This window comes from Novosphingobium resinovorum, from assembly GCF_036352595.1.
GTDB classification, from domain to species: domain Bacteria; phylum Pseudomonadota; class Alphaproteobacteria; order Sphingomonadales; family Sphingomonadaceae; genus Novosphingobium; species Novosphingobium resinovorum_B.
The window spans coordinates 133134-153127 of sequence record NZ_JAZFAX010000002.1 but is presented as its reverse complement, the minus strand read 5'-3'; the positions used below and the strand labels follow the sequence as shown (position 1 = coordinate 153127).

General features: G+C 67.1%; 19 protein-coding genes. 13 read left to right on the top strand and 6 right to left on the bottom strand.

The genetic code is table 11. The features are described from left to right. Window positions 1-149 precede the first annotated feature (149 nt). Window positions 150-968, top strand: a complete 819-nt coding sequence (locus V2S85_RS03630) for an SDR family oxidoreductase (protein WP_330701507.1) — start codon at window positions 150-152, stop codon at window positions 966-968. A 250-nt stretch (window positions 969-1218) separates the two neighbouring features. Here the strand turns inward: V2S85_RS03630 and ftsH are convergent, their stop codons facing one another. Beyond that, window positions 1219-3150, bottom strand: coding sequence for an ATP-dependent zinc metalloprotease FtsH (gene ftsH, locus V2S85_RS03625; RefSeq protein WP_330701506.1), 1932 nt, complete (start codon window positions 3148-3150; stop codon window positions 1219-1221). 121 nt (window positions 3151-3271) lie between these two features. After that, window positions 3272-4342: a sensor histidine kinase gene (locus tag V2S85_RS03620; RefSeq protein ID WP_330701505.1), complete on the bottom strand. Its 1071-nt coding sequence runs from the start codon at window positions 4340-4342 to the stop codon at window positions 3272-3274. A gap of 209 nt (window positions 4343-4551) precedes the next feature. Between V2S85_RS03620 and V2S85_RS03615 the strand changes: the two genes are divergently transcribed. Further along, window positions 4552-5721, top strand: coding sequence for an aminotransferase (locus V2S85_RS03615; protein ID WP_330701504.1), 1170 nt, complete (start codon window positions 4552-4554; stop codon window positions 5719-5721). Window positions 5722-5810: 89 nt separating this feature from the next. On the opposite strand, the gene V2S85_RS03610 is transcribed toward V2S85_RS03615, so the two are convergent. Then, window positions 5811-7328, bottom strand: coding sequence for a replicative DNA helicase (locus tag V2S85_RS03610; protein ID WP_330701503.1), 1518 nt, complete (start codon window positions 7326-7328; stop codon window positions 5811-5813). Window positions 7329-7564: 236 nt separating this feature from the next. Here V2S85_RS03610 and V2S85_RS03605 point away from each other — a divergent pair, with 236 nt between their 5' ends. The 4 genes from V2S85_RS03605 to V2S85_RS03590 all read left to right on the top strand — a co-directional run bounded on the left by V2S85_RS03605 (window position 7565) and on the right by V2S85_RS03590 (window position 9954). Continuing rightward, complete coding sequence (locus V2S85_RS03605; RefSeq protein WP_330701502.1) at window positions 7565-8047, top strand: UPF0262 family protein; 483 nt, start codon at window positions 7565-7567, stop codon at window positions 8045-8047. Between the two features lie 7 nt (window positions 8048-8054). Continuing rightward, window positions 8055-8771 (top strand): glycoside hydrolase family 25 protein, encoded by a 717-nt coding sequence (locus V2S85_RS03600; RefSeq protein WP_330701633.1) that lies wholly within the window; start codon window positions 8055-8057, stop codon window positions 8769-8771. After that, window positions 8768-9208: a cytidine deaminase gene (locus tag V2S85_RS03595; protein ID WP_330701501.1), complete on the top strand. Its 441-nt coding sequence runs from the start codon at window positions 8768-8770 to the stop codon at window positions 9206-9208. The genes V2S85_RS03600 and V2S85_RS03595 overlap by 4 nt, the downstream gene beginning before the upstream one ends. 134 nt (window positions 9209-9342) lie before the next feature. After that, window positions 9343-9954 carry an RBBP9/YdeN family alpha/beta hydrolase gene (locus tag V2S85_RS03590; RefSeq protein ID WP_330701500.1) on the top strand — a complete coding sequence of 204 codons (612 nt, stop codon included), beginning with the start codon at window positions 9343-9345 and terminating at the stop codon, window positions 9952-9954. A 177-nt stretch (window positions 9955-10131) separates the two neighbouring features. On the opposite strand, the gene V2S85_RS03585 is transcribed toward V2S85_RS03590, so the two are convergent. The 3 genes from V2S85_RS03585 to V2S85_RS03575 form a co-directional block, all read right to left on the bottom strand. Further along, on the bottom strand, window positions 10132-11274 hold the full coding sequence (locus V2S85_RS03585; protein ID WP_330701499.1) for a M14 family metallopeptidase: 1143 nt from the start codon (window positions 11272-11274) through the stop codon (window positions 10132-10134). Next, window positions 11271-11876, bottom strand: a complete 606-nt coding sequence (locus tag V2S85_RS03580; RefSeq protein ID WP_330701498.1) for a DUF4136 domain-containing protein — start codon at window positions 11874-11876, stop codon at window positions 11271-11273. The genes V2S85_RS03585 and V2S85_RS03580 overlap by 4 nt, the downstream gene beginning before the upstream one ends. Before the next feature lie 185 nt (window positions 11877-12061). Beyond that, a complete protein-coding gene (locus tag V2S85_RS03575) occupies window positions 12062-12826 on the bottom strand; it encodes a DUF4136 domain-containing protein (protein ID WP_330701497.1) in 765 nt (254 codons plus the stop codon). 203 nt (window positions 12827-13029) lie between these two features. On the opposite strand from V2S85_RS03575, the gene ykgO reads away from it, so the two are divergent. From ykgO to V2S85_RS03540, 7 genes are all read left to right on the top strand, one after another. Next, window positions 13030-13155, top strand: a complete 126-nt coding sequence (gene ykgO, locus V2S85_RS03570) for a type B 50S ribosomal protein L36 (RefSeq protein ID WP_003046794.1) — start codon at window positions 13030-13032, stop codon at window positions 13153-13155. Window positions 13156-13240: 85 nt separating this feature from the next. Continuing rightward, complete coding sequence (locus V2S85_RS03565; protein WP_330701496.1) at window positions 13241-13885, top strand: HAD family phosphatase; 645 nt, start codon at window positions 13241-13243, stop codon at window positions 13883-13885. 224 nt (window positions 13886-14109) lie between these two features. Then, window positions 14110-15546, top strand: a complete 1437-nt coding sequence (locus V2S85_RS03560) for a circularly permuted type 2 ATP-grasp protein (RefSeq protein WP_330701495.1) — start codon at window positions 14110-14112, stop codon at window positions 15544-15546. A 31-nt stretch (window positions 15547-15577) separates the two neighbouring features. Beyond that, window positions 15578-16525 carry an alpha-E domain-containing protein gene (locus V2S85_RS03555; RefSeq protein WP_330701494.1) on the top strand — a complete coding sequence of 316 codons (948 nt, stop codon included), beginning with the start codon at window positions 15578-15580 and terminating at the stop codon, window positions 16523-16525. Between the two features lie 12 nt (window positions 16526-16537). Continuing rightward, window positions 16538-17401 carry a transglutaminase family protein gene (locus V2S85_RS03550; RefSeq protein ID WP_330701493.1) on the top strand — a complete coding sequence of 288 codons (864 nt, stop codon included), beginning with the start codon at window positions 16538-16540 and terminating at the stop codon, window positions 17399-17401. A 60-nt stretch (window positions 17402-17461) separates the two neighbouring features. Next, entirely contained in the window at window positions 17462-18226 is a 765-nt protein-coding gene (locus V2S85_RS03545) for a proteasome-type protease (protein ID WP_330701492.1), read from the top strand. Between the two features lie 406 nt (window positions 18227-18632). Continuing rightward, window positions 18633-19898: an amidohydrolase family protein gene (locus tag V2S85_RS03540; protein WP_330701491.1), complete on the top strand. Its 1266-nt coding sequence runs from the start codon at window positions 18633-18635 to the stop codon at window positions 19896-19898. Window positions 19899-19994 lie beyond the last annotated feature (96 nt).

Here is a 19994-nt window from a genome sequence, read left to right as displayed (position 1 = left end):
TTGCGCTTCTGCGGCACACACGCGCGGTTTCTTTCGAGAGCCCGTGGTGTCGCCGCTCAGGCCGGCGATGGCCACTATTTCTTTGATCAGGAATGGCGGCGCGCGCGGCGTGCTAGCGCTCGGCGACACAACAAGGAGGAGAGGCCGGGATGCGACGTCTCGAAGGAAAGCGTGCGGTCGTCCTGGGGGCGAGCAGCATCGGCAACATGGGCCAGCACATCGCGCGGCGGCTGCTGGACGAGGGCGCCAGCGTCCTCGTTTCCGGCCGCAAGAGCGACGTCCTGGCCGATTTCGCGCAGGAACATGGATGCGAATGGGCAGCCTGCGACCTCACCGACAAGGCGGCCGTGGACGCTCTGGCGGACACTGCGGCCGAGCGGCTGGGCGGCATCGACATTGCCGTCAATGCCACCGGCTGGGGGCTGCTCAAGGGCTTCCTCGAGACGACGCACGAGGAACTCATGGCGATGACCATGCTGCAGTACGTCGGGCCTTTCCACTTCTACCAGGCGATGGTCGGCAAGATGGCGCGCCGGCCGGGCGGGGATGGTGGCGGGCGCGGCGGCTCGCTGATCCAGATCAGTTCGGCGACGGCGACGATCATGCTGGAGGACCACGCCGCCTACATGGGCACCAAGGCGGGCGCCGATCACGTCATCCGCTGTATCGCGCACGAATTCGGCGCGTTGGGCGTGCGGGCCAATTCGATCTCGCCCGGGCTTACCGATACGCCGATGACGGCGGATGCCAGCCGGGTGCCGGGGCTGTTCGACGCCTTCCTGGCGGGTTATCCGCTGGGCCGGATCGGTACCAGCGACGACATCGCCGCCGCCGTCGTCTGGCTCGCGAGCGACGAGTGCTTCATGACTGGCGAGAACCTTCAGGTGAACGGCGGCTTGACGCTGCGCCGTAATCCGATGAAGAGCGAAATCGAAGCCGCCGTCGCGGCTGCCCAGAACCCGGCCTGAGAGCCGGGCCAAAGGCTGGTATTGCACGGTTTCCTGGGGAGGAAGGGCCGGCGGCGGTGTCCGGGGAGGATACCGTCGCCGCTTCTTCGTGGAGGCCGGGTTCGCCGCAAGGGCTTCCCAACGGGAGGGGTCAATCCCGTCTCGTCGCGCTCCAAGGATGATCGATGGAGCCCGCAAAAGCAAAGGGGCGTCAGGCCTTGTGCCTGGCGCCCCTCCTGCATTCTCCCTCAAGGAGACTCGCGTCCGCCGATCAGGCCCCCTGGGGCGCCGCACCGGCGGAGAAACGCTTGCCCGACTTCGGGATCGCCGAGCCCGACAGCTTGCGCGGGGCCGAGGGACCGCGCGGTTCGGACGCGCGGTCGATCGCGCCGTGTTCGAGCAACTGCTTGATCTCGTCGCCCGAGAGCGTCTCGTATTCGAGCATGGCCTGTGCCAGCGACTCGAGGTCTTCGGCGCGATCCTTGAGGATCTGCGTGGCGCGGGCGTGGGCGTTGTCGACCAGCGCGCGGATCTCGCTGTCGATCAGCTTGTTGGTCTCGCCGGAGCCCATCGTGCGCTGGGTGCCGCCCATGCCGAGATAGCCTTCCTGGCTATCCTCGTACTGGATAGGCCCGAGCTTGTCCGACATGCCCCACTTGGTGACCATCGAGCGCGCCAGGCTGGTGGCATACTGGATGTCCGAGGAGGCGCCCGAAGAGACCTTGTCGTAACCGAAGATGATCTCCTCCGCCACGCGGCCGCCCATCGCGACCGAGAGGTTCGCGAGCATCTTGTCGCGGTGGTACGAGTAGCTGTCGCGCTCCGGCAGGCGCATGACCATGCCGAGGGCGCGGCCGCGCGGGATGATGGTCGCCTTGTGGATCGGGTCCGACGCGGCCTCGTTCAGCGAGACGATGGCGTGGCCTGCCTCGTGGTAGGCGGTCATCTTCTTCTCGTCGTCGGTCATGACCATCGAGCGGCGTTCGGCGCCCATCATGACCTTGTCCTTGGCGTCCTCGAACTCCTGCATGGCGACCAGGCGCTTGTTGCGGCGCGCGGCGAGCAGGGCGGCCTCGTTCACCAGGTTGGCGAGGTCGGCGCCGGAGAAGCCCGGGGTGCCGCGCGCGATCACGCGCGGGTTCACGTCGGGCGCCAGCGGCACCTTCTTCATGTGGACGGCGAGGATCTTCTCGCGGCCGTCGATGTCGGGCACCGGCACCACGACCTGGCGGTCGAAGCGGCCGGGACGCAGCAGCGCGGGGTCGAGCACGTCGGGGCGGTTGGTCGCCGCGATGATGATGATGCCTTCGTTCGCCTCGAAGCCGTCCATCTCGACAAGGAGCTGGTTCAGCGTCTGTTCGCGCTCGTCGTTCGAGTTGCCGAGGCCGTGGCCACGATGGCGGCCGACGGCGTCGATCTCGTCGATGAAGACGATGCACGGCGCGTTCTTCTTGGCCTGTTCGAACATGTCGCGCACGCGACTGGCGCCGACGCCGACGAACATCTCGACGAAGTCGGAACCCGAGATCGTGAAGAACGGCACGCCCGCCTCACCGGCGATGGCGCGGGCGAGCAGGGTCTTGCCGGTACCGGGCGAGCCGACCAGCAGCGCGCCCTTGGGGATCTGGCCGCCGAGCTTGGAGAAGCGGGTGGGATCGCGCAGGAACTCGACGATTTCCTCCAGTTCCTCACGCGCCTCGTCGATGCCGGCGACGTCGTCGAAGGTGACGCGGCCGGAACGTTCGGTGAGCAGCTTGGCCTTGGACTTGCCGAAGCCCATAGCGCCCGAGCCGCCGCCCTTCTGGACCTGGCGCAGCGCGAAGAAGGCGATGCCGACGATCAGCAGGAACGGCAGGGTCTGCGCGAGGATGTAGAGCAGCAGGCTGCCCTGTTCGGCTTCCTTGCCCGAATACTTGACGTCGTTGCGCTGGAGCAGGTCGGTCAGCGTGGTGTCACCGGGGACGGGGACGGTGGTGAAACTGTCTCCGTTCTTGAGCTTTCCGTCGACGCGGTCCTCGGAAATCTCCACCGAGGCGACGCTGCCTTCGGCGACCTTGCTGCGGAAGTCGGAATAGGGAATCGAGGGTCCGGTAGTGGCGCGCGATCCGAACATCGACACCACCATCAGCAGCGCGAGGAAGATGCCGCCCCATACCAGAAGGCTCTTGACCCAGGGATTGCCGTTGGGCTGGTCGTCGTTCATTTTGCGGGAAACCGTCCTTTCGTCCGCCAATGTAGGGGCATGGCGCTGAATCACAAGCTGGCGCAAGGGCCATCGCCGTCGTTTTGGCGCGATATCCGGGAGCGTCGGCGCGCCGGGCGGGTCAGGCCGGCCCGCCAGCGGCGTCGCCCTCGGCATTGGCAAGGCGCGAAAGCGGCAGGCTGAGGGTCATCCGCGCGCCCGATTCGCGGTTTTCCAGCGCGATTTCACCCTCCAGCTGCTGGCTGAGCACGCGTGAGATCCGCAGGCCGATGCTGTCGGCGCTCGCGGGGTCGAAGCCGGCCGGCAGGCCCAGGCCGTCGTCCTCCACCTGCAGCACCACGACCGTGCCGGTCCGCGCCAGCCGCACCGTGATCGCGCCTTGGGGCCGCTCGGCGAAGCCATGCTCGATGGCGTTGGCGATCGCCTCGGTGACGATCAGCGCGACGGGGACGGCGCTGTCGGGGCGAAGGGTGATGTCGCCCGCCGCCTCGACCGCGCAGGTGATGCCGGGGCGGGCGCTGGAGGCCATGGTCTTGGCGCAGACCTCGCGCAGGAAGCGATCGAGCGGGACGAGGCGGCCGTCCTGGTGATAGAGCTGGCGCTGGATGTTGCCGATCACCTGCAGGCGCGCCGCGGCGTCGGACAGCGCGCGGCGCGCGGTGGGCTCGGTCAGGTGCCGCATCTGCAGCGAGAGCACGGCGCCCACCATCTGCAGGTTGTTGCCGACGCGGTGCTGCATTTCCTGGAACAGCAGTTCGGAGCGTTCGGCCAGGCGGTGCCGCTCCTCCGCCAGCTGGCGCACTTCCTCGCGGGCCTGGTGCAGGCGGGCGTTGGCGGCCTGCATGAAGTGGACGAGCGCGATGTCGACGACGACGACGCCGATATAGAACGCCATCGCCGTCAGCGTCCCGTGGTCGAAAGCGAAGGCCATGCGCGGCGGGATGAACACGTACCATGCGAAAATCCCGCAGAGCAGCGCGGCCAGAATGCCGGGGCGCGGGCCGAACAGGAACGAGCTGAGGATCACCGCCGGAAAAAAGGTGAGGAACGGATAGCCGGGCGGAAAGGCCGAATCGAGCGCCCAGCGCAGCCACAGCGCGAGCAGGCACAGCGCGAGGGTCGATCCGTACTGCACGGCGGGCTTGCCCGGCAGGAGGGGGAGGCGTTCGGTGAAGCGGCTCAGGCTGTTCAACGCGTAACCTCTGATGACCTTTCGCGAGATCTTCCCGCGCTTGGTATAGCAAGCCAGAGACGCGCGAAAGGGAACGTGGTTCCGGGGCTGGGGAAAGCTGCTTGGCGCAGTCTGCTCGGGAACCGGGGCGATGCGCTTGCGCGAAACCTCTTCTCTCCGGCGCCAAAACAGGCGACACGCGCAGCCCCAGCCATCGGAGCCCGCCCGCGATGAAGTCCCTGTCCCGCATTCACCCGGTCTATGCCGAGATGGGCACGACCGTGTTCGAACGCATGTCGGCGCTGGCGCGCGAAAGCGGGGCGATCAACCTGGGGCAGGGGTTCCCGGATAGTCCGCCGCCGTCGGCGCTGCTGGATGCGGCGGCGCGCGCTCTGCACGAAAAGTCCAGCCAGTATCCGCCGAGCGCGGGCCTCATGGAACTGCGCGAGGCGGTGTGCGGCTATTATATGCGCACGCAAGGCCTGGCCCTCACGCCCGCGCAAGTGACCGTGACTTCCGGCGCCACCGAGGCGATCGCCGCCGCCGTGCTGGCGTTGGTCTCGGCGGGCGACGAGGTGATCCTGTTCCAGCCCGCCTACGACGCCTATGCGCCGATGGTCCGCCGCGCCGGGGGGGTGCCCGTGTCGGTGCCGCTGCAGCCTCCGCACTTTCGCTACGATGCCGAGGCGCTGGAGGCGGCGATCACGCCCAGGACGCGCGCGATCATGCTCAACGATCCGCTGAATCCCGCCGGCACCGCCGCGAGCGCCGGGGAACTGGAGGCGATCGCCCGCATCTGCGTCGCCCATGATCTCGTCGCGATCTGTGACGAGGTGTGGGAACAGGTACGCTTCGACGGCGTGCCCCATCGCTCGCTGATGGCCTGCGAGGGCATGGCGGAGCGCGCCGTGAAGATCGGCTCGGCGGGCAAGATCTTCGGCCTTACCGGCTGGAAGATCGGCTGGATGGCGGCCGGAGGCGACCTGGCGGCGGCGCTGGGCCGGGTCCATCAGTTCCTCACCTTCACCACCGCGGTGCCGCTGCAGTGGGCGGTGGCCGAGGGGCTGGAGCGCATCGACATCCTCGACGCGCTGCAGGGCGAATGGGCCGCCTCGCGCCGGCGGTTGAAGGCGGGGCTGGAGGGCGCCGGCCTCGTCGTCCTACCGAATGCGGCGACGTGGTTCCTGTGCGTCGATCTCGCCGCTTCCGGAGTGGCCCTGACGGACGGCGCGTTCACCGAGCGCGCGCTGCGCGAGGCCGGCGTGGCGACCGTGCCGGTGAGCGCGCTCTACGCGGGCGAGGGGGCGCCCACGCACATGGTCAGGCTGTGCTTCACCAAGCCGGACGCGGTGCTGGACGAGGCGCTGGAGCGGCTGGGGGCGTGGCTGCGGGCCCTGTAACGCCAGGAGGCCGTCTGGAAGTTCGCCTTTCGCGAATTTCCAGACAGAAGCCGAGGATTTTGGCGCGGCAGGTTTCCGGCTGCCGCCCGTCAGTCGCTTTCGAACGCCGCCGCGCGCATGTCGTCGGGGGCGAGGTCGGAGAACTTGGTGATCCGCGCCTCGAAGCGCAGGCGCACCTTGCCGGTGGCGCCGTGGCGCTGCTTGGCGATGATGAGTTCGGACAGGCCGGTGATCTGCTCCATCTTCTCGCGCCAGGCGTCGAACTTGGCGTGGACGTCGGGCGGATCGGTCTCGGTCGGGTACTTGGGCTCGGTCGCCTTGTGGTAGTAGTCCTCGCGGAACACGAACCAGACCATGTCGGCGTCCTGCTCGATCGAGCCCGATTCGCGAAGGTCGGACAGCATCGGCCGCTTGTCCTCGCGCGATTCCACCGCACGGCTGAGCTGCGACAGCGCGATCACCGGCACGCTCAGTTCCTTGGCCAGCGTCTTCAACCCGCGCGAAATTTCGGAAATCTCGTTCACGCGGTTGTCGGTGGCGCGGCCCGATCCCGAGAGGAGCTGCAGGTAGTCGATGACGATGAGGCCGATGTTGTGACGGCGCTTCAGGCGGCGCGCGCGCGTGCGCAGCGCCGCGATCGAGAGGCCCGGCGTGTCGTCGATGAACAGCGGCAGTTCGGCGAGGCGCTGGCTGGCGAAGGATAGCGCTTGGAAGTCCTCGCGGCTGATCTTGCCCATGCGCAGCGCCTCGGAGCTGATGCCCGACTGCTCCGCGAGGATACGCGTGGCGAGCTGGTCGGCGCTCATTTCGAGGCTGAAGAACGCGGTCGCGGCGCCCACCGACTTCTCGTGCGGCATGCCGTCGCGCACGGTGTCGTCGACGTAGCGCTGCGCCGCGTTGAAGGCGATGTTGGTGACCAGCGAGGTCTTGCCCATGCCTGGGCGCCCGGCGAGGATGATGAGGTCGGAATCGTGCAGGCCGCCGATCTTCTGGTTGACCGAGGTGAGGCCGGTGGTCTTGCCCGAGATGTGGCCGCCGGAATTGAACGCCTTCTCGATCGCCTGGATCGCGACGCGGGTGGCCGAGCCGAAGCTCTGCGCCTCGTTCTGCGTCGCGGCGCCTTCGGCGACCTTGTAGAGCGCGGCTTCGGCCTGCTCGATCTGCACCATCGGTTCGACCGATTCGGAGGTGTCCATCGCCCCTTCGACGAGGTTGCGGCCGACCGAGATCAGTTCGCGCAGCAGCGCCAGGTCATAGATCTGCTCGGCCAGCTCGCGCGGGGCGAGCAGGCCCTGGCCGTCCGCCGTCAGCCGCGCGAGGTAGGCGACGCCGCCCAGCGCCTTGAGCGATTCGTCGGCCTCGAAGTAGGGGCGCAGGGTGACCGGCGTGACCACCGCCTTGCGGTCCAGCAGCTGCAGGATACGCTCGTAGACGCGGGCGTGGACCGGCTCGAAGAAGTGGAGGGGGGTGAGCGGGGTCTGCAGTTCCTCGATCACGCGGTTGTCGATCAGCACCGCGCCCAGGAACGCGGCCTCGGCCTCGACGTTGGCGGGCAGGGTACGGATTTCCGCACCATCGGTGCGGGTAAGGGCAACAGGCTGGACCATAAGCGCGGGACAATGCTCCGGCCGGGCGACATGAACAAGTCGGGGAGGGCGGGATATTAATCCACAAGCTGTGGATGTGTGGAGGGGGCTTCGACAAGCTCAGCCTGAGCGGGATTTGAAGATCTGCTCTCGACACCGCTCAGGCTGAGCTTGTCGAAGCCCCTGCCGCGAGGACTGCCGATGCACCAAAGCCCACTTGCCCGCCCCCGCCGCAACCGCGTAAAGGGCGTGCCGTAATGGCCGACCCGCGCATCTCCCATATCGAACTCGACGATGCGACCATCCTGTGGCGCAATGCCGATATCGAACAGGAGCGGCGGATCGCTATCTTCGACCTCATAGAAGACAATGTCTTCAAACCCTTGCGCTCCAGCGAGGCGGGGCACGAGGGCCCCTATCGGGTGCGTCTTTCGGTCCAGGACGGGCGCCTCTCGCTGCAGGTCACGGCCGAGGACGCGACGCCGCTGGAGACGCTGGTGCTCGGCCTGGCCCGCTTCCGGCGGCCGATCCGCGAGTATTTCGCGATCTGCGAGAGCTATTATCAGGCGATTCGCAAGGCCACCGCGCAGGAGATCGAGACCATCGACATGGCCCGCCGCGCCATCCACAACGAGGCGTCCGAACTTCTGCTCGAACGGCTTGCGGGCAAGGTCGAGACCGACCACCCTACCGCACGGCGGCTGTTCACGCTGATCTGCGTCCTGCACATCCGCGGCTGAGGGGGACATCGTGGCACGCAAGACAAGGACCGCTTCGGGCGGCAGGGGGCTGTTGTGGCGGGCGCTGGGCGCGCTCGCGCTGCTGGCGATCGTCGCCGGGGCCTGGGGCTGGTGGCACTTGCGCCACTGGACGCCCGACCGCGCGACGTATCCGCTGCAGGGCGTCGAGATCGGCGTGGACGACGGCGAGGTCAGCTGGAAATCGCTGAAGGCGATCGGCGCCGACTTCGCCTATATCGACGCGAGCGCCAGCGCCTTCGCCCGTGATCCCGCCTTCGTCGACAACTTCGAGGCGGCCAAGGCGGCGGGCATGCAGGTGGGGGCACTCCACCGCTACGATCCATGCCAGCCGGCCGGCACGCAGGCGGCCAACTTCGTCACCACCGTCCCGCGCGATCCCAAGCTGCTGCCGCCCGCGGTCGAACTCGACATGCTGGCCGACAACTGCCCGGTGAAAGTCTCCGACGCGCGGGTCGAGAGCGAGCTGATGACCTTCCTGAACCAGGTCGAGACTCACGCTGGCAGGCCGGTGATCCTCAAGGTCACGCCGGCATTCCAGTCGCGCTATACGATCGCGCACACGCTCGACCGCAACTTGTGGCTGGTGCAGGACCGTGTGGAGCCTGGCTATGCCGGGCGGCCCTGGACGATGTGGACGGCGAACCATTCGCTCGCCAACGAGGTTGCGCAAGGGGGGCTGCGCTGGGTAGTCGTGCTGCCATGACTATTGGCACGAACGATACCAGAGACACGCTGATGGCCGCCGCCCGCAAGGCCGCCGCCGGAGCCTATGCGCCTTATTCGAACTTCCACGTCGGCGCCGCGCTGCTGCTGGCGGACGGCACCGTGGTGACCGGCGCGAATGTCGAGAACGCCAGCTACGGGCTTTCGCTCTGCGCCGAGACGGTGGCCATTTCCGGCATCCTGGCGCGGGGCGAGCGGCCGCAGCTGCAGGCCGTGGCGGTCACCGGCGGCGCGCCGGGCGCGGCGGGGCAGGGGCCGCAGGTGACGCCGTGCGGGCGCTGCCGCCAGGTCATCAACGAGATCGCGCAGATCGGCGGCACCGACCCCGTGATCTGGTGCGACGGAGCGGAGGGGGTACTGGAAACCCGGCTATCCGAGCTGCTGCCTTACGCCTTCGGTCCGGCCAATCTCGGCTGACCCCGGGGAAGCACGCATCGTCGCATTACCTATTGTCTATCTTTGAAGTTGAGATAATCTCCAGGGCAGTCGGACAGCTCGCTCGGAACGCAATCAGAGTCGACCGGCGGAACCTCGATCAACTGGAGATTCCCATGGCAACCCTTCGCAATTCCCCTGAACCGGAAACGCCGCTGATCCTGCTGGTCCCTGGAACCCCGCTCAGCCCCGGCCACTGGATGAGCCGCTGGGCGCAGTGGAGCGAGCATTGCCGCGTCGTCGAGCTTGGCCTCTGGGACGAGCCGCATCGCAACACCTGGGTCAACAAGCTGAACCTCGCGATCCGCCGCGCCGACCGGCCGGTGGTGATCGTGACGGACGACATCGCCGCGCTGGCGCTGGCCTGGTGGGTCGAGTTCGAGGCTGCCGGAGCCGACGGCCCGGTGCTGGGCGCGTTGATCGTCGATGCGCCCAACGTGGACCTGCCGGGTGCCGATCCGCGCCTGGCCGCCTTCGGCGCCTGCCCGCGCGCGGCGCTGCCGTTCACCTCGTTCCTGGTCGCCGATCTCGACGGCTCGGCGCAGCGCTCGATGCTGCGGCTGGCAAGCGACTGGGGGGCCTGCCCGATCGCCGACGAACCGCGCGGCGACTGGGGCGAGGGCTGGGTGCTGCTCCAGTCCATCGTCGGCACGCTGGGCGTGGAACTGCCCGAACCGCACTGGGCCAGCGCCACCGTGCGTGCCGAACGCCGCCGCGCGGCGTTCTGACCCTGGGGCGCCTCGGACTTTCTCCGGGGCCGCTCGCTGTCTTCAGGCATGCGTTGTCGGCGGGAGCTGCGACAAGATCAGGGTGAGCGGAAGGTGTGAAATCCGCTCGGGCTGATCTTGTCGAAGCCCATGCGCCACAAGCCACCGGTCCCGGAGCAAGCCCGGGACCACGGCCGATCAGGCGCTCTCGCGCTCCACCAGCCATTCCAGCAGCGCCGCCATGCAGTCGCGGCCGAGCTGCGCCGAGCGTTCCGGGCTCCACCCCTGCGCCTTGTCGGCGGCGGGGTTGTGGTCCTTGAAGGGCATCTCCAGCGTCATCGACACCGCGCCGTAGCGTTCCGCCAGCTGGTTGGTGGACATCGTCAGGTTGCCCTTGCCCGGCCGCGTGAGCGGATAGCCGAGCTTGGTCTGGAAGTCCGGCGTTCGGCGTTCCAGCAGGTCGGCATAGCGGGTGTAACCGGTCTGCTGCTCCTGCTTGAGCGAGGGGATGCCCTCGAAACCGGCCAGGAACACCGCCGGTATCGCCTCGTCGCCGTGGACATCGATGGCGAAGTCGACGCCGGTTGCGTCCATCGCATCGCGGATCGCCAGAACCTCGGGTGACTTCCCGGCCGAGGGCTCGGCCCATTCGCGGTTGAGGTTCACGCCCGCCGCATTGGTGCGCAGATGACCCCGGCGCGAGCCGTCCGGGTTGGCGTTGGGCACGATGTGCAGCGTGCAGCGCCTGCGCAGTTCGCGGCCTACCGAGCTGGCGGGATCGGCGAGCAGGTCGAGCGCGCCTTCCATCCACCACTCCGCCATCGATTCGCCCGGGTGCTGGCGGGCATAGAGCCAGACCTGCAGCGGCCCGTCGCCCATGTCGAGGCAGTCGATCGCCTGTCCGTCGAGCGTCAGGCCCAGCGAGCGGTGCGAGACGCCGTCTGCTCCGGCGATCGCGGCGACGAGGTCGTGGTGGCGCTCCATCGAATAGGGCGCGAAGTAGGCGAACCATGCGAGATCGCCCACCGGCTCGTAGCGGATCGTCAGGGTGCCGCCGTCGCGGCTTTCGTCGAACGTGCTTTCCGCACGGCTCCAGTACGCGCGGTCCTCGGAGACGACGGCGTCGTAGTTCGGCCAGCCCATCGGATAGGCCGAGCCGTTGAGCCCGGTGATCCGCAGCACCAGTTCGCGCCCCGCCGCGCCGGAGACGCGGAAGTGGAACCACTGGAAGAAGTCCGATTCGTGGTCCTTGCGGATCGCGAGGCTGGCCTCCGGCCCGGAGACGGAGAGGGTCTCGATGTTGCCGGAATCGAACGAAGCGGTGATCTGGATGTCGGTCATTTTACCTGAATAGTTTCGCCTGACTGTCCCGGAAACCCCTTGAACAGCGCTTCGGCAACTTTCGCCGAGCCGAGCGGGGCCTGTGCCAGGGGCGAATCGCCGCGCACGACGAAGCCGGCGCGGCCTTCCCACAAGGCGGTGGCGGTCGGCGCCGCGCCGCGATCGCGGATGGAGACGAACACGCGCGTCTCGACCTGTTCCTTGGGCTTGCCGGACAGATCGAAGCCGATGCCGAGCCCGACGCCGGTGCCGTAGCCGCCGGTGCCGCCGCCCACGCCGACCGAGACCGGCCCGCGCGCGCGCTGGGGCTGGTAGGTGTTGCGCTCCAGCGTCAGCAGCGCGACCTGGGCGCTGGAGGCCTGCCCGGGCAGCGGTTCGGTATAGCCGATGCGCGTGAGTTCGCGGGCGACGGCGGCGGCGTAAGTGCGCAATTCCAGGCTGTCGGCCTGCCCGGGGGCGGGCTCGACGCGGATGGTGCCGCGGCCGAGGCGGCTCATGTCGGGGGCGTGGAAGCGGGTGACTTCGACCGGGCCGACCGGCGCGACGCAGGCATTGAGCGCCAGCGCGGCGGTGAGGGCAAGCAGTGCGGGCAGGGTGCGCATGATTTCGAAGTCCTCTTCCGGCCCCCCTCTCTTCAGGGTTCCTCGGTCTCGACCTCAGTGCCCTGCCGAGGGGGCTTCGACAAGCTCAGCCTGAGCGGACGTCATATAACCTTCGGCAAGGGTGCGCAGTTCCAGCCTCTCTCCCGCTTGTCCTGGGCCTGTCGGAGGGATGGGAGGCGTACGGCCTATCCCGTGCGGCCCACGCCGTCGGGGGCGATCACGTCGGCCTTGGGGAAGTTGTCGAACAGGGCGCCGGCCAGCTTGGTGGCGATCATGCCGTCGGGCCACTTGTCGTCGCCTTCGCGGGTGGCGATGGTGGCGTAGCCCTCCCACAGCACCTTGCCGCTGGCGCGGTCGACGATCTGCGCGTCGAGGCGGGTGGAGACCAGGGCCGAGCGCGGCTTGGTCATGTCGATGTTGATGCCCAGGCCATAGGACTGGCCGTACGTGCCCACTTCCATCGCCGCGGTGCCGCTGACGGGGCTGCGCTTTTCCTCGGCCGGGGTGAGCACCTGGCGCGAGATGCGCAGCTTGGTGACCTGCGGCTGCGGGGTATCGGGGTGGAGGGTGTCGTAGCCGGCGCCGACAAGGGCATCGATGATGGCGGCCTCGTAGGCGCGGCGGGCGCCGGCCTCGACCCATGCGCCGTCGCCCGATTCGGATTCGACCGAAACCGGACCGTGGCCGAGTTCGGCAGCGGCTGCCGCGTCGGGCGAGACGAAGCGACTCACTTCGACGTGGCCCTCACGTGCATCCCTGGTGCGGCTTGGGGAACGCGACGAATCGAGCATCGAGCCGCCCCAGCCGGGCCGGTCCCAGCCATTGCGCCAGCCACCGCCCCAGCTCGGTCCCCACTGCGCCTGAGCGGAAGAGGCCAGCAGCGAGACGGCGATTCCTGCGGTGATTCCCGCGGCCTTGAGCATTTTTCCCGCAGGAACTGGCATTTTCATGATGTTCTGTCCGAATTCGGTGGAGTCGCGCCCGACTTTTGTCTTATGCGGGCCACGACTTGCCCGCGCCTGAACGAAGATAGGCGCTGGCAGGGGGCCCCGCAACGGCCTGTGGCGCTTGACTTTGCCACCGGCTCCCACTAACGGCGCCACTTCGAATTTCCGGCGGTCGGTAACCGCCAAGACGACACGGAACGAGACACATGAAGATTCGCAACAGCCTCAAGTCGCTCAAGGACCGTCACCGGGACAACCGCGTGATCCGTCGTCGCGGCCGCACTTACGTCATCAACAAGACCAACCGTCGCTTCAAGGCCCGCCAGGGCTGATCCTGTCCGCCCGCTTCGGCGGGCGATAACAGGCGGACGGTTTCGTCGCGTGCATGAGGCCCCCGCCGATCGCGGGGGTCTTGTCATGTCTGCAGTTCGCAAGATTGACGCTGTCGTCTTCGACGTCGGCAAAGTGCTGATCGAGTGGGACATGCGCCTGCTGTTCGGCAAGCTGATCGCCGAGCCCGAGCGGCTCGACCGGTTCATGGCGACCGTGGTGACGCAGGACTGGCATGTCGAGCACGACGGCGGCCGTGACCTTGCCGAGATGGTCGCCGCCCGCAAGGCCGAGTTCCCCGGTCACGACGACCTGCTCGACGCCTACGCCACGCGTTTCGGCGAGACGATCCCCGGCAACGTCCCCGGCAGTCACGAGATCGTGCGCGAACTGGCCGCGCGCGGGGTGCCGCTCTACGCCATCACCAATTTCGCGAGCACCTTCTGGCACGAATACCGCGCCGGCGAGCCGCTGTTCGACCTGTTCGGCGACGTGGTCGTCTCGGGCGACGAGAAGCTGCTCAAGCCGGATGCGCGGATATTCGACCTCGCCGCGCGGCGCTTCGGCCATGAACCGCAGGCGATGCTGTTCATCGACGACAACGCCGACAACATCGCCGCCGCGCGGACGCTGGGCTGGCAGGTCCATCACTTCGACGGCGCCGATGCGCTGCGGGCCGATCTGACGGCGCGGGGGCTGTTGACGGCCGAGGCTTCGACAGGCGGTGACTGACCCTTCGACAAGCTCAGGGTGAGCGGGACACGGGGTAAGCCTCTCAATCCCGCTCAGGCTGAGCTTGTCGAAGCCCCGGCGGCGCAAGCCACCGCCTGCATTAACGATCGAATCGCTCCGATTTCACCGCTTTCACCGTCTGCTTAATTTTCTTTCGCACTTGCAGCGAGAGCGCTTGGCAAGTCCCGATTCCTGTTGCATCAATCGGTCAACAGGGAGTCACAATGGCGACTGCGGGCAGCAAGAACTTCGACGAGATGCTCAACGCGGACGGCTCAGTACGTCCCGCATACGAAGAATTCCGCCAATGGTTCGACGGTCAGGACACCACCTGGCTCAGGCGGCAGGATGCAGAGGCGGAGCGCTTCTTCCGCCGCATCGGCATCACCTTCAACGTCTACGGGGACGACGCGGGCGAAGAACGCCTGATCCCCTTCGACATGATCCCCCGCATCATCACCGCGCGTGAATGGCGCAAGCTGACGCGCGGGATCGAGCAGCGGGTGCGGGCGATCAACGCCTTCCTGCAGGATCTCTACCATAGGCAGGAGATCATCCGCTCCGGCCGCCTGCCGATCGAGGCGCTGCGCAACAACGAGGCGTTCCTCAGCCAGATGATCGGCTTCACGCCGCCGGGCGGGGTCTACACGCATATCGTCGGCATCGACCTCGTCCGCACCGGGCCGGACGACTTCATGGTGCTGGAAGACAACGCCCGCACGCCTTCGGGTGTCTCCTATATGCTGGAGAACCGCGAGACGATGATGGCGATGTTCCCGGAACTGTTCACCAAGGTTCCGGTGCGCCCCGTCTCCGACTACCCGCGCCGTCTCGCCCGATCACTGCGCGCCTGCGCCCCGGCGGCCTACAAGGGCGGCAAGCGGCCGGTGGTCGCGGTGCTGACGCCAGGCATCTACAACTCCGCCTATTTCGAACATGCCTTCCTCGCCGACCAGATGGGCGCGGAACTGGTCGAGGGCAGCGACCTGCGGGTCATGGACGGGCGCGTGTGCATGCGCACGACGACCGGCTACAAGGCGATCGACGTGATCTATCGCCGGGTAGACGACGATTATCTCGATCCGCTGACCTTCAATCCGAACTCGGTGCTGGGCGTGGCGGGCATCTTCGACGTCTACCGTTCGGGCGGCGTCACCATCGCCAATGCGCCGGGCACCGGCATCGCCGACGACAAGGCGATCTACAGCTATATGCCCGAGATCGTCGAGTTCTACACCGGCGAGAAGCCGATCCTCCAGAACGTGCCGACCTGGCGCTGTTCGGAGGCGGATTCGCTCGGTTACGTGCTCGACAACCTCGCCGACCTCGTGGTCAAGGAAGTGCACGGTTCGGGCGGCTACGGCATGCTGATCGGGCCGACGTCCTCGAAGAAGGAGATCGCCGAGTTCGAGGCCAAGCTGCGGGCCAAGCCGGCGAACTACATCGCCCAGCCCACGCTCTCGCTCTCGACCGTGCCGATCTTCACCAAGGAGGGCCTCGCGCCTCGGCACGTCGATCTGCGGCCTTTCGTGCTCGTCTCGCCCGACGGGATCGACATCACGCCGGGGGGGCTGACGCGCGTGGCGCTCAAGAAGGGATCGCTGGTGGTCAATTCCTCGCAAGGGGGCGGCACCAAGGATAGCTGGGTGCTGGACGAATGAGCGCGGTGGTAATGATCGGGGATACGAACTGATGCTGGGCCGCGGCGCGAACGGCGTCTACTGGATGAGCCGCTACCTCGAACGCGCGGAGAACACCGCGCGGCTGATCGACGTGGGCTTCCACCTTGCGCTGACGCGGGGCAACCGCCAGTCGCAGGACGAGGAATGGAAGTCGGTCCTCACCACCACGGGCCAACTCGAAGCCTATTGCCAGACGCATAGCGAATTCACCGGGTCGCAGGTCTTCAACTTCCTGCTGCGCGAGAAGGACAATCCCGGCTCGGTGCTGGCGATGGTCGAGAACGCGCGGACGAATGCCCGCGTCGTGCGCACCAGCCTGACCAACGCGGTGTGGGAGACCACCAACGAAGGCTGGATGAACTTGCGCGAACTGCTCGCGCGGCCGGTCCGCGAGACCAGCCTGGGCGAAGTCCTGCGCGAAATCCGCCGCACCGGCACGCTGGTGCGCGGCGCGCTCGAAGGCACGATGCTGCGCAACGAGGTGTTCAACTTCTCGCGCATCGGCACCTTCATCGAGCGGGCGGACAACACCGCGCGCATCCTCGACGTGAAGTACTACGTGCTGCTGCCGAGTGCGGCGTGGGTGGGGTCCAGCCTCGACAACGTGCAGTGGGATACACTGCTGCGCTCGGTGGCGGGCAACCGGGCCTATTCCTGGCTCAATGCCGGTTCGATGGACCCGCGCGGGATCGCCCGGTTCCTGATCCTCGACGGCCAGTTTCCCCGCAGCCTGGTCTTCTGCTACGACAAGATCCGCAGCAACATGGCGGGCCTCGCCAAGGAATACGGGCACGAGGTTCCGGCGCACGAACTTCTGCGCGATGCGGGGGCGAAGCTGCACCAGACCTCGATCGAGGAGATTTTCGAGACCGGCCTGCACGAATTCCTGCAGGATTTCATCGCCAAGACCATCGAGATCAGCAGCGCCATCGCCGCCGATTATCGTTTCAGCGAGTAGGAGGGCGCCAAGGTGCTCCTGACCGTCAAGCACACCACGCGCTACGTCTTCGCCGGCAGCGTCACGCACGGCCTCCAGCGCCTGCGCCTCAAGCCCAAGTCCACGCACGGGCAGGAAGTGCTCGACTGGCGCATGACGCTGGACGGGGCCAAGCCGCAGGCCTCGTACGAGGACCAGCACTACAACCACGTCGATCTCGTCTCGATCGAGCCGGGCGTGCCCGAGGTCGTGGTGACGTGCGAGGGCACCGTGCGCACGGTCGACAACAACGGCGTGGTCGGCCCGAACTTCGGCCTCATGCCGCTGTGGTGCTTCCTGCGCCCGACCAAGTTGACCAAGCCCGGCCCCAAAGTGCGCCAGCTCCTTGCCGGGATCGAGGCCGACCGGTCCGATCTGCTGGGCTATCTGCACACTTTGTCCGGCGTCATCGGCGAACAGGTGGAATACGTCCCCGGCACCACCGATTCGCAGACCACCGCCGAACAGGCGCTCGGCGCTGGGAAGGGGGTGTGCCAGGATCACGCGCATATCTTCATCGCGGCGGGGCGCCTGCTCGACGTGCCGATGCGCTACGTCGGCGGCTACTTGCGGATGGACGGCCGCACCGAACAGGAAGCCGGGCACGGCTGGGCCGAAGCCCACGTTCCCGGGCTCGGCTGGGTGGGTTTCGACGTTTCCAACGCGATCTGCCCTGACGAGCGCTACATCCGCGTCGCGACGGGGTGCGACTATTCGGAGGCCGCGCCGGTCACTGGCATCGCCATGGGCGCGGGGGAAACCCGACTCGACGTTCACCTCTCGGTAGATGAGGATCGGGTAGGAATGCAGCAGCAGCAGTCCGCACAGGGCGGGCAGCAGCAGACCCAAGGCGGCTAGACCCTCACGGCATGGTGGGGTACGGGCGGCGCGGGTTTGCACGGGGTTTGACGTAGTACCATGACTTATTGTGTCGGCATGATGCTGGATCGCGGGCTCGTCCTGATGAGCGACACGCGTACCAATTCGGGCGTCGACAACATCTCGACCTTCCGCAAGATGGTCCACTGGGAGATCCCCGGCGAGCGCATCATCTCGGTCATGACGGCGGGCAACCTCGCCACAACCCAGGCGGTCATCAGCCAGCTCGAGGAGCGCACCAAGGCCCCGGCCGAGCGGCACAATTCGCTGCTGGAAGCGCCGACGATGTTCAAGGTGGCCTCGATCGTGGGCAACCTGCTGCAGGACATCATCGAGGAACGCGCCACCGATAACGGCCAGAAGGCGGCCGCCGGCACCTTCAGCGCCTCGATGATCGTCGCGGGCCAGATCAAGGGCATGGAGCCGCGCCTGTTCCTCATCTACCCCGAGGGCAACTTCATCGAGGCCAGCTTCGACACCCCGTTCTTCCAGATCGGCGAGACCAAGTACGGCCGCCCGATCCTGATCCGCGGCTACGACCGCGACATGAGCTTCGAGAGCGCGGTGAAGCTGATGACGGTGTCGTTCGATTCCACCCTCAAGGCGAACCTCTCGGTCGGCCTGCCGCTCGACCTGCTGGTGATCGAGCGCGACAACTTCGCCCCCCGGCACGAGCGTCGGATCGAGGCGTCGGACCCGTACTTCCAGTCGGTCTCCACCAGTTGGAGCGAGGCGCTGCGCAATGCGCTCGATGGCCTGCCGGATTACCGCATGGACCCGGCGCTGAAGGAAGTCTCCGGCTGAGTTTTTCCGAGGCGGACATGGCTTCACGGTTCGCGGCGGGGGCTTCGACAGGCTACGCCTGACCCTTCGACAGGCTCAGGGTGAGCGGGGGTAGTGTAAGCCTCCCAGTTCCGCTCAGGCTGAGCTTGTCGAAGCCCGCGCTGATGACGCATCCGAGGATCACACCAGCCACCACCGGCCGCTGCGGACGTCGCCAGACGCCCGCGACTGTGGCATATTGGTCTCCCGGACGCTGAATGCCCGGATGGCGCGCTTGTAGCAGGGCCGCCGTAAGCGAGAAAAAGCGCGCAATCCCGCCGTCTCGCGCCCCGCAGCGCCAGTCATCGTCCCGGCGTTGCCCTGCGCGATTGTGCGAACCCGGCCCGGTTGCGACATGAGCACCATATGGTTTTACGGGAGATGGCACATGGCCGAGTCTGACTCGCAGGAGATGGCGCAGAACGCGCGCAAGTACTGGTCGGCGGAAGGATATACCGATGGCGGCGTGATCCGCGAGGTGGATTATGCCTCGCAATCGGGCGGGCTCGACCCGATGTTCGCCGGCATCAAGATCGTCGATACCGACACTCACATCACCGAGGCGCCCGACCTGTTCACCAGCCGCGCCCCGGCCGGGTGGAAGGCGAAGATGCCGCGCGTGGAGCGCATCGACGGCACCGACCGCTGGTTCGTGGGCGACCGGGACTTCGGCACGCTGGGCGGCAACGTCATCCGTGCCGACAACAACAAGCTGCTCGGCCGCCTGGCCTTTCGCAAGCTGGAGGAAGCGCATCCGGGCGGTCACCAGATCAAGGAACGCCTGCAGGCGATGGACGACATGGGCGTCCATGCGCAAGTCTGCTACCAGAATTCGGGCGTGACGCAGGCCGGTTCGCTGATGAGCCTGGGCGATCCCGAACTGGCGCTGCGGATCGTGCAGATCTACAACGACGCCTCGGCCGAGTACCAGGAAGTGTCCGGCCAGCGCGTCTTCAACATGGCGCACCTGCCGTTCTGGGACAAGAAGGCGCTGGAAGCCGAAGCGCGGCGCTGCCACGACATCGGCCTCAAGGGCTTCGTCCTGCCCGACACGCCCGAGCGCGTGGGCGTGCCCAGCTTCAACTACGATCACTGGACCCCGTTCCTGGAGATGTGCGAGGCGACCGGGATGCCGCTCAACTTCCACCTCAACTCGGCGGTGGACCCCAATACGCTGACCTGGGAAGGCTTCCAGTTCGAGCAGACGCTGTCGGTGGTGGCGACGATGTTCTCGATCGGCAACGCGGCGACGCTGGGCAACTGGATGGTCTCCGGCCGCTTGGATCGCCACCCCAGGCTCAAGATCGGCCTGATCGAGAGCGGCGCGGGCTGGGTGCCTTTCGCGGTAGAGGCGCTGGAGCACCAGTTCCGCGAAATGCTGGCCGGCAAGCGCGACGTGCTCAGGAAGGAGCCCTGGGACTACTTCCGCGACCACTTCTTCTGCACCTTCTGGTTCGAGAAGATCGCGCCCAAGCATCTGCTGGAGATCATCGGCGTCGACAACGTCATGTTCGAAACCGACTTCCCGCACCCGACGTCGCTCTATCCCGGTGTGCAGGAGCACCTGAAGGACGTGCTGGGCGGCTACGATCACGCCACGCGCAAGAAAGTGCTGCAGGACAACGCGGTCAGGCTCTACAACCTGCCGTTCTGATCCCGCACGCGGTTCAGGGACAAAAAGGATGACAGCGGCGCCCCGATCCTATAGGGGCGCCGCTTCCTATCAGCGCGACTCAAAGCGAAAGCGAGT